Origin of the sequence: Metabacillus indicus LMG 22858 (assembly GCF_000708755.2) — a bacterium.
Lineage (GTDB): Bacteria > Bacillota > Bacilli > Bacillales > Bacillaceae > Bacillus_P > Bacillus_P indicus.
This window is the reverse complement of record NZ_JGVU02000002.1, coordinates 1,639,186-1,653,052: the sequence shown is the minus strand read 5'-3', so window position 1 is coordinate 1,653,052 and position 13,867 is coordinate 1,639,186. Positions and strand designations below refer to the sequence as shown.

Sequence of the window (13,867 nt, the reverse complement as noted above, 5' to 3'; positions counted from 1 at the left end):
CCCAATAAGATAAATAAGACTCTTTTACGCTTAGCGGGGAAACTATGAAATTTATACGTATTGTTATTCAGCTTGCCGGATTATTTCTTTTTTATTTTGCCGGAACAGCCATTCAGCAATTTTTCAACTTGTCCATGCCGGGCAGCATTATCGGCATGTTTCTTTTATTTTTCTGCTTGTCCTTCAAACTCATAAAACTGCCGCTGTTAAAGGAAGGAAGCTCCTTTTTGCTTAAACATTTGGCCTTGCTTTTCGTTCCTGCAACGGTCGGGCTGATGGACCATTTTGACCTGTTTGCGGGAAGAGGCCTGATCAGTGCGCTGATTGCTCTTTTCAGCACAGCTCTCGTCATGCTTTCAGCCGCTTTTGTAAGCCAGTGGATGAGCACCAGAAAAACGGCAAATGAAGGAGAGGGGAAAAACCTATAATGGCTGTGATCTTCTATATTGTCCTTACGGTAATCGTATACGCCCTTATGAGAGAGGTTTATAAAAAATACCCCTTTCCTCTATTAGTGCCGATCTCAACGAGCACTTTTCTCTTAATTGTGCTTTTCCTTCTCACAGATACCGAGTATGCTGAGTATATGACTGGCGGAAAGTGGATTGATGCTCTTTTAGGCCCTGCAGTAGTCGCACTTGCTTATCCGCTGTATGAAAACAGACATGTGATGAAGAGGTATGCGTGGACCGTCTTTACAAGCGTGCTTACGGGAAGCATTATCGGAATAGTAAGCGGGGCCGGCCTAGCAGCATTATTTCATGTAGACCGGGAGATGATCCTGTCGCTCGCTCCTAAATCGGTCACAAATCCCGTTGCAATGGATATTTCAGAAATACTGGGAGGAATCCCTGCGCTTGCGGCCATATATGTGGTTATAGCAGGCATGTCGGGGGCTGTTTTCGGTCCGTCTCTTTTGAAAGCTTTTGGCATTAGCCATCCCGTTGCAAAAGGAATCGGACTTGGTGCGGCATCACACGGAACGGGTACAGCGAGGGCTCTTGAAATGGGAGAGCTTGAAGGAGCTGTCAGTTCCATTTCCATGACGCTGTGCGCCATTTTTACGGCTGTTCTGTGTCCGTTATTGGTTCCGTTTCTTTTACACGTTCTGTGAGTTTGAATGTTTCGGAAGGAGTTTACATAAAGTGGCTCAATTAATAAAAGTTCATGCGTGCATATCCAGATATGAAATGGATCTGTACCGCTATCAGAGCCGGTTTCTGCGTGTGAAAAAACAGCAGTGGCTCATGCTGAAGGAAGCTTTTGAAAAGAATGAATTTCACCATTTTGTTAAAAAAGAGCAAATGGAAAGGACGGAAAATGGGGAGGGTTCGCTGACACGGATACGGAGTTACAGGCTTAACAAGGAAAGGTCCGGCCCATCTGTCACCTATCCTGAAGCAAATATGGATTCACCTGAGCTGAGCTTCCATGCCACCCCCGGCTCGCTTGATGAGCTGAAGGAAATGTTTATGAAGCGTGTCTTTCATTTCCAGCTGAAATGGGCAACGTCAACCATTAGGGACAGATCATTTGCAGATCCGTCTCTCTCGGATGACCACAATCTGCAGGAACTTCTGCAAAAGCTTCCGGATCAGCATCTGATCATGTATGCTCCGGTCCTCAGGGTGAAAAATACATCCATTGCCCTCGACACGATTTTAATAAGTCCGGGGGAAATCACGTGCATTCACTTTCTTGAAGGCGGCCGCCATGACGTATATATGGGATCCGCAGAAAGGTTCTGGCGTAAAAACCCGGGAGAAAAAGATGAATCAAGTCTACTCTCGCCGATGATCAGCCTCAGCCGGACAGCAGCCCTTGTAAAGCAGCTTTTAAAAGAAAAAGAGATTGGATTAAAAGTGAAAAAAGCACTTGTATGCAAAGAGGGCTTTGTAGAATACCCAGAGGCTCCTTATGATCTCACAGTTGCGGATAAGAGGGCATACAGTCAGTGGATGTACCCTCACGTCCATCATTCAATGCCGATGAAGCATGATCAGCTGAAGGCAGCAGGTGTGCTCCTGGCTAATTGTGTGATCGAATCGTTCAGAAGAAATGACTAATGCGCCTTTTGGCGTATTTTTTTACCCAATTACACCCACTTCATCTAAGAAAAAAGCTATAATTTTACTAGACTCGGAATATCTCTTAAGGTATTCCTATTCCACTTGAAGATAATGGGGCTGACGATGGAAAACAGCATATACTTTATTATAAATCCCGTTGCGGGAAACGGACGGTCTTTGCGTGTCTGGAAGAAAATGAAAGAAGAAATGGAAAAGAAAAACATGGAGTACCGGTCTTTTATGACGGATTACGCCGGACATGCAGAAGTACTTGCCAGGCAAATTGCATCCATACATGATTACCGGCTGAAAACGGTGATAGGCATTGGCGGAGACGGAACGATTCACGAAATTGTAAACGGGCTCAGCGGATTTGACCATATACAGATCGGTTATGTGCCATCAGGGTCGGGCAATGATTTTATGAAGGGATACGGCGGCTCAAAAGGGAAAAGCTCTATTCTCACAAGACTGAATAGACAGGCTAAAAGCTATGATTTGGGCTGCTGCAGGGCCGGGAAAGCAGACCGGCTGTTTGTGAACAGCATTGGTGCCGGCTTCGACGCCTACGTTGCGAAGCTTTCCAATGAGATGCAGTGGAAAAAGGTCCTGAATAGAGCGGGTGCAGGCTCCTTTGTGTACACTCTTGCTCTTATGAAAGGTCTTTTCACTTACCAGCCCGGTCCTCTCTCTGTAACGATTGACGGCGAAGAAAAGGTTTTTGAGAAGGTCTGGCTTGCTGCAGTCAGCAACCATCCGTTTTACGGGGGAGGAATGAAAATCTCTCCTGATGCAAGGCCTGATGACGGATTGCTGAATGTCACCGTTGTCCACGGATTATCCAGGGGAAAACTGCTGCTTCTGTTTGGACTTGTTTTTGCAGGCAGACATAAAGGGCTGAAAGAAGTTTGCATGATGGAGGGCCATGAAATCACGATATCAGGCCCCGTTTCTGTCATGGTGCATGCAGACGGAGAATATTTAGGCGAAACACCTGTTACAGTCACATTAAGGCCGAAAAGCATAAAGTATTATATCTGAATAAATATCAAGACGTGTCCACATGGGTATACTGGTGTGATGAAGAAACAACTATTGCAGGCAGGTGAATCAACATGCTAACGGTACAACGTGCATATCATGCATACCTTGACGAAATGAACTTAATCACCATTTTAATTCCTGCAGAAATGCAGGGAGACGGAAAGAGGACGTTCTATCTGCTTGACGGGGAGACCCGGACAGAGCTCAAGTGTGAACGGATCGAGACGATTGAAAACAGAGTAAAGATTCAATGCAGGTTTGACCCGTCCGTTAAGCCATTCGGAAAACTGTACGAAATTTGTGATGACCTGAACCGTAAAACCGATCTGCAGATGGGGGCTGTCATCAGAACGGATTTATTTGATGACTATTTTTACTACGGAGAAAATGACCTGGGTGCAGTATGCGGGGAGGAATCCACAGTATTAAAGGTCTGGGCTCCTACTGCGATAGAGGTGAAAGTAAAGCTTCTTTTTCCGGATGTAAATAAAATCGAAACGATGCCTATGACCCTTGGAGAAAAAGGAATATGGATGATAGAGCTTCAAGGTAATTTTGACAGCGTTTTCTATACGTATCTTGTCTGTGTGAACCTGATCTGGAACGAAGCTGTCGATCCTTATGCAAAAGCGGTTTCCATAAACGGAGAGTACGGTGTCATAACAGATCTGAAAAAAACAGCCGTCTTAAGGAAAAAACCTCAACCTTTTGAAAAATTGACCGATGCCATTATATATGAGGCTCATATACGCGATTTCAGCATCCATCCGGACAGCGGCATAAAGCAAAAGGGAAAATACGCAGCCTTCAATGAAAAAGAGACGAAAACAGCAGGCGGATTATCGTCTGGTCTTTCTTATTTGCAGGAGCTTGGTGTGACCCATCTGGAGCTTTTGCCTTTTAACGATTTTGAAGGCGTGGACGAACAGGACACATCCGCGGAGTATAACTGGGGATACAATCCTCTGCACTTTAATGCGCCGGAGGGAAGCTATTCCGCGAAACCTGATGACCCTGCCGAACGAATAAGAGAATTAAAGAGCGCCATTCAGTCTATTCATGAAAGCGGAATCAGAGTGATTATGGATGTCGTGTACAACCACGTCTATATCCGGGAGACCTCTTCTTTTGAAAAAATTGTACAGGGGTATTATTTCCGTCACGATCACAACGGACTTCCGTCAGATGGAACAGGTGTCGGAAATGATATCGCATCAGAAAGGAAAATGGCCCGCAAATTTATTGTGGATTCTGTTTCCTATTGGCTGAGCGAATATGATGTTGATGGTTTCCGTTTTGATTTGATGGGTATTTTAGATGTTGAAACGATGAATGAAGTTCATGCATCATGTATGAGGATTAAGCCGGATCTTCTTATTTTGGGAGAAGGATGGGACTTAAACACCCCGCTTGCCTATGAAAAAAAAGCGATTATTGCAAACGCAGGGAAAATGCCGGGCATCTCTTTTTTCAATGACCAGTTCAGGGATGTCATCAAAGGGAGCACATTTAACCTTTACGACAAAGGATTTATTTTCGGGCATACATCAAACCCTGATTTGCTGGCAAGAGTCATGACAGGTTCGATTGCCCATTTCACGTCGCCGGCACAATCCATTAATTATGTGGAATCCCATGACAATCATACGCTTTGGGATAAAATGGAGGTTTCAAATCCTCATGAGGCGCATGAAGACAGACGGATGAGGCAAAAACTTGCTGCCGGAATGGTCATCCTTGCGCAGGGCATCCCGTTTTTCCACAGCGGCCAGGAATTTTACCGGACGAAAAAAGGCGTTGAAAACAGCTATAAATCACCTGATGACATCAATCAGCTCGACTGGAATGAACGGGAGAAATACGCTGAAGATGTCAAGTACGTCAAGCACCTTATTGCCTTAAGAAAATCCCACGGCGCCTTCCGGTTTGCAGCTTCTGATGAAATCAGCAGACATTACCGGGTACTCAAAAATGATGGCGGAGTATACGCATATGCATTAATGGACGTAAAAGATTATGGTCCATGGAGACACATTGCGGTCATCCACTGCAGCCATCGAAACGGTGCGGTCATTCCGCTCCCTGCAGGAGGAGAATGGGAAATCGCATCAAGTCCATCGATGCATAAAAATCACCATGATCAGAAGGCAGACTCACAGATCACAGCAAATGAAATCGGCACTTTGGTCTTGTTTCAAAAGTAGCTTTTCGGTTTTTCTTGACTAAATTCGCCTGGAAACGATAAAATTTAAAAGGATGGCTACTTGTATCTGTTTGATTCATCAAACTAGCTGTCTTTTTTAATTGACTGAAATGATGACGAATGACAGGAAAAGCGCATGCTTTCTTTTCCTATTCCAAACTTATAAATGAAATGTTGGGTTGAAATTGAAGGTGAACTGGTTGGAACAACTACTAGGCAGCGAGTGGGAGCTATCTCCTGCTGGCGGAGCAACAGGCGATGCCTATTTTGCACAGCGAGAAGGACAAAAATTGTTCTTAAAACGAAATAGTTCTCCATTCTTGGCCGTTCTGTCTGCAGAAGGAATTGTTCCTAAGCTTGTATGGACAAAGAGACTGGAAAATGGCGATGTGATTACAGCACAGCACTGGCTCAGCGGCCGTGAACTGAAGCCGAATGATATGAACGGGGAAAACGTAGCGGAACTGCTGCATAAGATCCATCATTCAAAAGAACTGCTTGATATGCTGAAACGTCTTGGAAAGCAGCCTCTTACTCCATCCTTGATATTAGAGGACTTAAAGCAAACGGTTGAGTTTGAAAATTTCTATCTCCCTGAAGTGCTGCAGGCCCTTCACTATCTTGAAGAAAACCTGCCATATGTGGATTGTGCCGAAAAAGTGGTCTGCCACTGCGATGTCAATCATAACAATTGGCTGCTCTCAAGCGAGAACCAGCTCTATCTGATTGACTGGGACGGCGCGCTGATAGCAGACCCGGCAATCGATATCGGCATGCTGCTTTACTGGTACATTGACGAAAAAGACTGGGACAGCTGGCTCTCTACTTACGGACTTCAGCTTAACGATCAGCTTAGGGCCAGAATGTTCTGGTATGTGCTTGCGCAAACGATTACCTACACTCTTTGGTACCGTGCCAAGCACAACGAAAAAGAAACCAACGAATGGCACAGCTATCTGCGCCAAATGATCACAAAAATCAGCGCAGATTAAGAAAACGAATCAATGTCGCTGATCCATTGTGACAGCACATTTTGCTGAGACGTAATATATGAATTCAGTTCAGGGGAATTTTTTCCGTCCTGGCTGTACGAATAAATCGATTGCAGGACACCCTTTAAATCCTGATGCACATCAGCATGAACCATTAAAGATTTCACCACGCGCTCAAGCTGCTCGCATTCAGCAACCGTTCCGCAGCAGTCACTCTGGTGCTCTGACAGAATATCCTTTAACAACTCAACTTGATTCTCGTATTTAAGCGGCATAAAAAGCCTCCTTTGCAAATTCTTCTCTTAATTTGCGCAGGAGACGCTGTTTTCATTCCGCCCGTATGCAGCCGGTTCCGCGGGGAGCCGGCTGTTTTTTGGTTTTGTGGATTCGAAGGTTGCGCCGCGAAAGGCCGATGGGAATGTGAGAAGTGGTGTCACTGGGTGGAGAGGTGCAACAAAGAGTCTGTGGAGAAAGTGAAAATTGGCGTCACTAGGCGGAGAGGTGCCACAAGAGGCTGGTTAAAATGTTAGAAGTGGCGTCACTGGGCGGAGTGATGCCATAAAGAGGCTGTTGGGAATGAGAGAAGTGGCGTCATTAGGCGGAGTGGTGCCACAAAGAGGCTGTTGAGAAAGTGAAAAGTGGCGTCACTTGGCGGAGTGGTGCCACAAAGAGGCTGTTGAGAATATGAAAAGTGGCAGCATTAAGCGGAGTGATGCCACAAAACCCTGATGAATATAAAACAAGTGGTGCCATTATGATCACTGCTGCTGCACAATATATGCCGGCACAATTGCACGGACTTTTCTCACAAATTCTGTTAATCAGTCCACCAGATTTTCTTGCACCCAGGACCGTTTCGTGATACCCTTTTATCCGACATTACATGGACAGAGGTGTGCTTGATGCGACAGCGAAACAAGCCTTGGGCAAATGACTACATTGCCGGGCATTCACATATTGCAATACAGAATCCTAAAGAACAAAGAGGAAAGTGGAGCAAGCTTTTTGGAAACGAAAATCCTATCCATATTGAAGTGGGAACAGGCAAAGGCCAGTTCGTAACAGGAATGGCAAAAGCAAACCCTGATATTAACTATATCGGGATTGAATTATCTCAAAGCGTTATTGTCGCAGCCCTTCAAAAAGCGGTTGAATCAGAGTGTGAAAACCTTTTCCTGCTTAATGAAAACGCTGAAGACCTGACAGACCTTTTTGCAGAAGGTGAAGTGGACAGAGTTTACCTGAATTTTTCTGATCCTTGGCCAAAAACAAGGCATGAAAAGCGGAGACTGACGTACAAAACCTTTTTGAAAAGATACCAGGATATTCTGGTGGAAGAGGGAGAAATTCACTTTAAAACAGATAATCAGGGGCTGTTTGAATATTCGCTTAGAAGCTTTTCAGAATACGGCCTGCTTCTGACTTTTGTAAGCCTTGACCTGCACAGCAGTGAGTTTGAGGGCAACATTATGACTGAATACGAAGAAAAATTTTCAAATAAAGGCCAGCGGATCTACCGCTCGGAAGTGAAATTCAGAAAGTAGCTCAGGAGATCAATCCTGGGCTTTTTTAATGCCCGCTGTCTCCTGTTTTTGGTATGATGGAGGAGGAGGGGATAAAAATGGAGAGGTTAACAATTGGGGAAACAACTTTAACTTGGCTTGACGGGGGAGTGACTTACCTTGACGGAGGTGCGATGTTTGGCGTCGTTCCAAAACCGCTTTGGTCTAAAAAATATCCTGTCAACGAACTTAATCAAATCGAATTGCGGACAGATCCCATTCTGGTCCAGAAGAACGGAGTAAATCTTCTGATCGACAGCGGTATCGGGTCCGGCAGGCTGACAGATAAGCAGAAACGCAACTTTGGTGTAACAGCTGAATCCAATGTTGAGCATTCGCTCAATGAGCTTGGGCTAAAACCAGAAGATATTGATTTTGTTCTGATGACGCATCTTCATTTTGATCATGTTTCGGGTCTCACCAAACGTGAGGGTGAGGAACTGGCATCTGTTTTTCCAAAGGCGAAAATCATCACTTCTCTTACGGAATGGAATGAAATGAAAGAGCCGAATATTCGGTCTGCGAATACATACTGGAAAGATAACTGGACAGCCATTGAACAGCAGGTAGAAGCCTTTGAAGAGTCATCCGAGGTAGTGCCCGGCATCACGATGTTCCACACAGGAGGCCACAGCAACGGCCATAGCGTGATTAAGATCGAAGACGGCGGGGAAACGATCCTTCATATGGCAGACCTGATGCCTACACATGCGCACAGCAATCCGCTTTGGGTGCTCGCTTATGATGACTATCCGATGACGTCGATTGAACAGAAGCAAAAATGGCTCGGACTTGCTGCTGATCAAAATACGTGGATCTCTTTTTATCATGACGCGTTTTACCGCGCAATCAAGTGGAACAGTCAGCGGGAGATCACAGAAAAGGTCGAGCGGGTTCGTCCGCTGTAAATAAAAAGGCATGGGGTACGCACCCCATGCCTTTTGTGTTTTATGCAATTTGTTCAACATGCAGGATATTTCCGTTTGTTGCGTCTACAAATGCTTCGTACTGCTCAAGATCCGATCCTGCCATCCGTGTAACGCCGGCCTTGTAGATGCTGTAGGATTCCCCCTGATTAATAAAGGATTCACGAACCGTATAAATCCATGAACCATTAATAGGGCCTTTCTCTTTAAACGCGTTCTTCACAGCCGTCAGTGCTTTTTCAGAAGAAATATAAGCCGGCTTCAATTGATCTCTGAAAAGATATGCAGCGGCCAGGCCAATCCCGATTCCTATCAGTACTTTTCTGCCATTCATCACAATCTCCTCCATCCTGTACACGATGTTTTAAGTATACAGAAAATGCCTTCTGTTGTTAAGCAGGAGGGTGGAGAGAAATGATTAAGGATGGTTGCGGGGGAAGTGTTCATAACTGGAATTAGCAACAGAAACTCTGGGTGGTTTGCGGGTGAAAGTGTTCTTAACTGGATGTAGCAGCAGAAACTCTGGTTGGTTTGCGGGTGAAAGTGTTCTTAACTGGATTTAGCAGCAGGAACTCTGGTTGGTTTGCGGGTGAAAGTGTTCATAACTGGGGTTAGCAGCAGAAACTCTGGGTAGTTTGCGGGGGAAAGTGTTCATAACTGGATATAGCAGCAGAAACTCTGATTGGTTTGCGGGTGAAAGTGTTCTTAACGGGATTTAGCAGCAGAAACTTTGGTTGGTTTGCAGGGGAAAGTGTTCTTAACGGGATTTAGCAGCAGAAACTTTGGTTGGTTTGCAGGGTAAAGTGTTCTTAACTGGATTTAGCAGCAGAAACTTTGGTTGGTTTGCGGGTGTAAGTGTTCATAACTGGGGTTAGCAGCAGAAACTCTGGGAAGTTTGAGGGGGAAAGTGTTCATAACTGGATTTAGCAGCGCAAACTCTGGCTGATGCACAAGGGAAAGTGTTTTTAACCAGGAGATTCCGCTTTTCGCATTGTCTAGCTCCGACTCCCAGCCCTTCCGTCAGAACAAAATCCCCCAAAAAGTCAAAACCGGACTTTTCCGCCGATTTCTTATCTGACTCCCGGAGCTAAACGGGCGATTCCGCTTTTCTTTAGTAGCACGAACGATAAATCTTCTGTAAAATGAAAATATACATATGTAAAGGGGATATGATGGATGAATCAAGAGACGTTAGAGCTTTTTAAGACATTGACGGAGCTTCCGGGTGCGCCGGGGAATGAGCATGCTGTACGAAAGTTTATGCGTTCTGAGCTCACCAAGTATTCAGATGAGATCATTCAGGACCGTCTCGGCAGTATTTTCGGGGTGAAGCGGGGCAGTGAGGAAGGTCCGAGGATTATGGTTGCCGGCCACATGGATGAAGTGGGTTTCATGGTGACGGGTGTTACGAAAAACGGAATGCTGCGTTTTCAGACGCTTGGAGGCTGGTGGAGCCAGGTTCTGCTTGCGCAGCGTGTGGAGGTTATCACGGATGCGGGACCTGTTCCGGGAGTGATTGGTTCCATTCCGCCACACTTGCTCAGCGAAGACCAGCGTAATAAACCGATGCAAATCAAAAATATGCTGATTGATATTGGTGCTGATTCTGATGAAGATGCGAAAGCTCTGGGCATTAGACCTGGCCAGCAGATTCTTCCTGTTTGTCCATTTACGCCGATGGCCAATCCGAAAAAAATTATGGCAAAGGCGTGGGATAACCGCTACGGCTGCGGTTTATCAATTGAACTTTTGAAAGAGCTGAAAGATGTTACCCTTCCGAATACGCTTTATTCCGGAGCGACTGTACAGGAAGAAGTTGGTTTAAGGGGAGCACAGACAGCTGCGAACATGATTCGTCCGGATCTATTCTTTGCACTTGATGCAAGTCCTGCAAACGACATGAGCGGAGCAAAGCATGAATTCGGCCAGCTCGGAAAAGGTGCGCTTCTTCGCATCCTTGACCGCACGATGGTCACTCACAGAGGAATGCGCGAATTTGTTTTGGATACGGCAGAATCAAACAATATTCCGTATCAGTACTTTGTTTCCCAGGGTGGTACAGATGCAGGACGAGTGCATACATCAAACGATGGTGTCCCGTCTGCCGTTGTGGGCATTTGCTCACGCTACATTCACACGGCAGCATCCATTGTGCACATTGATGATTACGCTGCAGCAAAGGAACTGATCGTTAAGCTTGTGAAAGCCTGTGACCAGTCGACTGTAACTACTATTAAACAAAACTCATAAAAATGGCGTTTCCGCCAGATTACTTTGCGCATTTTGCTTCGGTTTCCCGGAGCTATGCGCTTTTTTAAAGGAGATTAATTATGAAGGTTGCCATCGGGACGCTGAACCCGGCAAAAGTGAATGCCGTACAAGAGTGCCTTGACCAGCTCAGTTCTTTTACATTAAGCAGTACGAGTGTTTCATCAGGTGTTGCTGACCAGCCGTTTTCTGATGAGGAGACAATACAGGGAGCTGTAAACAGGGCCCTGCGTGCAAGAGAAGAAGAAAATGCCGACATCGGAATAGGTCTTGAAGGCGGTATGATCGAGACAGATGAGGGCTTTTTCCTTTGCAATTGGGGGGCGCTGTCTGTTCAGGGGGTGGAACCGATTATTGCAGGCGGCGCGAGGATTCCCCTGCCTGCGGAGATTGGCAGAAAAGTAAAATCAGGTATTGAGCTGAAGCTTGTGATGGACGAGTATTCCAACAAGGAGAATATCAGCCAAAAAGAAGGCGCCGTCGGTATTTTTACAGGCGGACTTGTGACAAGGAAAGAGATGTTTAAGCATATTTGCCTGCTTCTTTTCGGACAATATTTTTACCAAATAAAACAAAAATGAGCAGATCAAAAAAAGAGACCAATCGTTAATCGACTGGTCTCTTTTTTTAATGCGGTCATAGGCTTTCTAAATCTGCAGCAATTACTTGATTATTTTTTCAATTTGAATTAAATGCTCCGGAGATAATTCAATTGTATCTGCTTTCGCATTTTCCCTGATCTGATCAGCCCGTTTGCCGCCGGGGATGACAGTATCAACTCCCTCTTGCGCAAGCAGCCACACCAAGGCCAGATTAGAGAGGCTTGTTCCGTATTCGCCTGCGATTGCTTTTAATTTCTCTACTTTGGTTAAAGCAGCAGAAAATGTTTCCGGCTGGAATAAAGGCTCTGCTTTTCTCCAGTCACCGTCATTCAGTTTCAAATCACGGCTGTACTTGCCCCCAAGGATTCCAAAAGCAAGCGGCCCATATGGGATGAACGAGATGTTATTTTCCCGGCTGTACGGCAAGAGTTCTTTTTCTGCTGAGCGGTCAAGCATGTTATAAGGAGACTGAATGACATCAATATCGTTATGCTGATTTGCTTCTTTAAGCTGGCTTAAACTGACATTTGAAATTCCAATAGAACCAATTTTTCCTTCCTCTTTTAAGCGGGATAGTTCACCTATTGCCTCCGCTAAAGGTGTTTCGTTGTCAGGATAATGCAAGTAGTATAAATCGATAAAATCAGTCTGCAGTCTTTTTAGACTTTTTTCAACCGCAGCACGTAAATATTCCGGTTTGTTGTTGATGCGTGTGGTGCTGTCGTCCAATCGTTCCACTGCCCCTTTAGTAGCGAGCTTGAGACCGGAGCGAACCGGTCTAATGATTTCTCCAATAAGTTCTTCTGAACGGCCGAATCCGTAAACATCTGCAGTATCTATAAAAGTTATACCCAGATTCAAGGCTTCTTTCACAAGTTCTCTTCCCTGGTTTTCATCTAAATGTGCAAATAAATTATGTCCTCCTACCGCATTCGTTCCCAATCCGATTTGTGTTACGTTCAAATCAGCTTTTTTCAGATGTACTTTTTTCACTATATGATCCTCCAGTAATTTAATGTTCTAGTGTTCTATGATTATCGAACACAATGGCATAATAACACGTCTGATCTTTTATGACAATAAAAAAAGCTCTGATAAAATCAGAGCTTTTTAATAGCTTTCAGGGTCTGCGCTTAGGACCACGTCCATTAAGCCGGGAAACTTATTGTTTAAATCATCTGTTCTGATGGAATAAAAATGCTGGGATCCTTCAACGCGCACTCTGATAATGGCGGATTCTCTCAGCGTTTTTATATGATGGGAAACGGTTGATTTAGAAATGTTGAATTCGTAAGAGTAGTACGTGCATACTTCCTCGCCCCTGCTTGCTATGCTTTTCACAATTTTTAACCGGTTCGGGTCACTCAGTGCATGCAGCACTCTCGATAGACGTATACTTTCAATTGATGGATGGTTAGGTTTTCTCATGAGTAAAATTATAACTCAAATAAAAAGACCGTGTCCAGAATGAGAAATGGGGACATCATTTCTATTCATAAAATAAACCTGTCTTGTCAACGATAAAATGTAAGGGTTATTATAGGGAGGGAATTCTATTTTCCTAGTAAAGATGGAGGGGTTTTTCAGTATGAAGAAACTATATACCGGACTACTATTTGTTTTCTTATTATTCCTTTTTGGCTGTACGATAAATGATGAAGAAATTCAGACTGCAACGATAGATCAGACGAAAACATCTTTTGAAGCAAAACCGCCTGCAGCCAATGATAAAAGCGGCTCTATCAGCTATTACTTGCCTGAAGGCTATAAAGCAGAAGCAGGGAAAACAAATAATGTCATTTTTACCAAGGGAGATCAGCAGTACGTTCTCTTTGTGAATGAGAATGAAAAAGAGACGAGCTCTTTTTTCTATGATACTCTTCTTGAGCAATATAAAGATCCGCTAGTAAATGAAACTTTTGAGGACAAAGGCCGTTTTGGCTACATTCTCGTGGATAAACTGAAAGCGGACGACGAGTATGAAGTGTCAGCAGGCATCGGCGGAGTGAAAATGACGACGCAGACTAACAGCAGGGAAGTCGCAGATACGGCAGAACAAATGATGAAAATCGTTTCTTCTGTTTCATTTAAATGAAAAACAGGCCTCTTTCAGACAGGAAGAGGTCTTCTTATTTTCAGCCGGGCTTTTTCTGATAAGTCCCTACAGTGGCAACAGGGACCAGGGTTTGGTATGATTCGGG

The 13,867-nt window shown here is 44.7% G+C and carries 15 protein-coding genes; 11 read left to right on the top strand and 4 right to left on the bottom strand.

Annotated elements, in window-relative coordinates:
- Positions 1–44: 44 nt before the first annotated feature.
- The 6 genes from AZ46_RS11745 to AZ46_RS11720 all read left to right on the top strand — a co-directional run bounded on the left by AZ46_RS11745 (position 45) and on the right by AZ46_RS11720 (position 6,308).
- Positions 45–428: a CidA/LrgA family protein gene (locus AZ46_RS11745; protein WP_029278921.1), complete on the top strand. Its 384-nt coding sequence runs from the start codon at positions 45–47 to the stop codon at positions 426–428.
- Positions 428–1,114, top strand: a complete 687-nt coding sequence (locus AZ46_RS11740) for an LrgB family protein (protein ID WP_029278922.1) — start codon at positions 428–430, stop codon at positions 1,112–1,114. Before AZ46_RS11745 ends, AZ46_RS11740 begins: the two co-directional genes overlap by 1 nt.
- 31 nt (positions 1,115–1,145) lie before the next feature.
- Positions 1,146–2,066 carry an NERD domain-containing protein gene (locus tag AZ46_RS11735; protein ID WP_029278924.1) on the top strand — a complete coding sequence of 307 codons (921 nt, stop codon included), beginning with the start codon at positions 1,146–1,148 and terminating at the stop codon, positions 2,064–2,066.
- 126 nt (positions 2,067–2,192) lie between these two features.
- Positions 2,193–3,110, top strand: a complete 918-nt coding sequence (locus AZ46_RS11730) for a diacylglycerol/lipid kinase family protein (protein ID WP_051865458.1) — start codon at positions 2,193–2,195, stop codon at positions 3,108–3,110.
- Between the two features lie 74 nt (positions 3,111–3,184).
- Complete coding sequence (pulA, locus tag AZ46_RS11725) at positions 3,185–5,317, top strand: type I pullulanase (RefSeq protein WP_029278928.1); 2,133 nt, start codon at positions 3,185–3,187, stop codon at positions 5,315–5,317.
- A 190-nt stretch (positions 5,318–5,507) separates the two neighbouring features.
- Complete coding sequence (locus tag AZ46_RS11720; protein WP_029278930.1) at positions 5,508–6,308, top strand: phosphotransferase family protein; 801 nt, start codon at positions 5,508–5,510, stop codon at positions 6,306–6,308.
- Here AZ46_RS11720 and AZ46_RS11715 read toward each other — a convergent pair.
- Entirely contained in the window at positions 6,305–6,583 is a 279-nt protein-coding gene (locus tag AZ46_RS11715) for a YtzH-like family protein (protein ID WP_029278932.1), read from the bottom strand. The genes AZ46_RS11720 and AZ46_RS11715 overlap by 4 nt on opposite strands.
- Before the next feature lie 627 nt (positions 6,584–7,210).
- Here AZ46_RS11715 and trmB point away from each other — a divergent pair.
- Together trmB and AZ46_RS11705 are read left to right on the top strand one after the other, a co-directional pair.
- The gene (trmB, locus tag AZ46_RS11710) at positions 7,211–7,852 is read left to right on the top strand and encodes a tRNA (guanosine(46)-N7)-methyltransferase TrmB (protein WP_029278934.1); all 642 of its coding nucleotides are present in this window, start codon (positions 7,211–7,213) and stop codon (positions 7,850–7,852) included.
- A 77-nt stretch (positions 7,853–7,929) separates the two neighbouring features.
- Complete coding sequence (locus tag AZ46_RS11705; RefSeq protein ID WP_029278936.1) at positions 7,930–8,778, top strand: YtnP family quorum-quenching lactonase; 849 nt, start codon at positions 7,930–7,932, stop codon at positions 8,776–8,778.
- Between the two features lie 40 nt (positions 8,779–8,818).
- Here AZ46_RS11705 and AZ46_RS11700 read toward each other — a convergent pair whose 3' ends face one another.
- Complete coding sequence (locus AZ46_RS11700; protein WP_029278938.1) at positions 8,819–9,130, bottom strand: PepSY domain-containing protein; 312 nt, start codon at positions 9,128–9,130, stop codon at positions 8,819–8,821.
- 842 nt (positions 9,131–9,972) lie between these two features.
- Between AZ46_RS11700 and AZ46_RS11695 the strand changes: the two genes are divergently transcribed.
- Both AZ46_RS11695 and AZ46_RS11690 read left to right on the top strand, forming a co-directional pair.
- Entirely contained in the window at positions 9,973–11,046 is a 1,074-nt protein-coding gene (locus tag AZ46_RS11695) for a M42 family metallopeptidase (RefSeq protein WP_029278939.1), read from the top strand.
- A gap of 80 nt (positions 11,047–11,126) precedes the next feature.
- Complete coding sequence (locus tag AZ46_RS11690) at positions 11,127–11,645, top strand: DUF84 family protein (RefSeq protein ID WP_029278941.1); 519 nt, start codon at positions 11,127–11,129, stop codon at positions 11,643–11,645.
- Between the two features lie 81 nt (positions 11,646–11,726).
- Here the strand turns inward: AZ46_RS11690 and AZ46_RS11685 are convergent, their stop codons facing one another.
- Together AZ46_RS11685 and AZ46_RS11680 are read right to left on the bottom strand one after the other, a co-directional pair.
- On the bottom strand, positions 11,727–12,659 hold the full coding sequence (locus tag AZ46_RS11685; RefSeq protein WP_029278943.1) for an aldo/keto reductase: 933 nt from the start codon (positions 12,657–12,659) through the stop codon (positions 11,727–11,729).
- 117 nt (positions 12,660–12,776) lie between these two features.
- Entirely contained in the window at positions 12,777–13,094 is a 318-nt protein-coding gene (locus tag AZ46_RS11680) for an ArsR/SmtB family transcription factor (protein ID WP_029278945.1), read from the bottom strand.
- Between the two features lie 160 nt (positions 13,095–13,254).
- Here AZ46_RS11680 and AZ46_RS11675 point away from each other — a divergent pair, with 160 nt between their 5' ends.
- Complete coding sequence (locus AZ46_RS11675) at positions 13,255–13,761, top strand: hypothetical protein (protein WP_029278947.1); 507 nt, start codon at positions 13,255–13,257, stop codon at positions 13,759–13,761.
- The last annotated feature ends 106 nt before the right edge of the window (positions 13,762–13,867 follow it).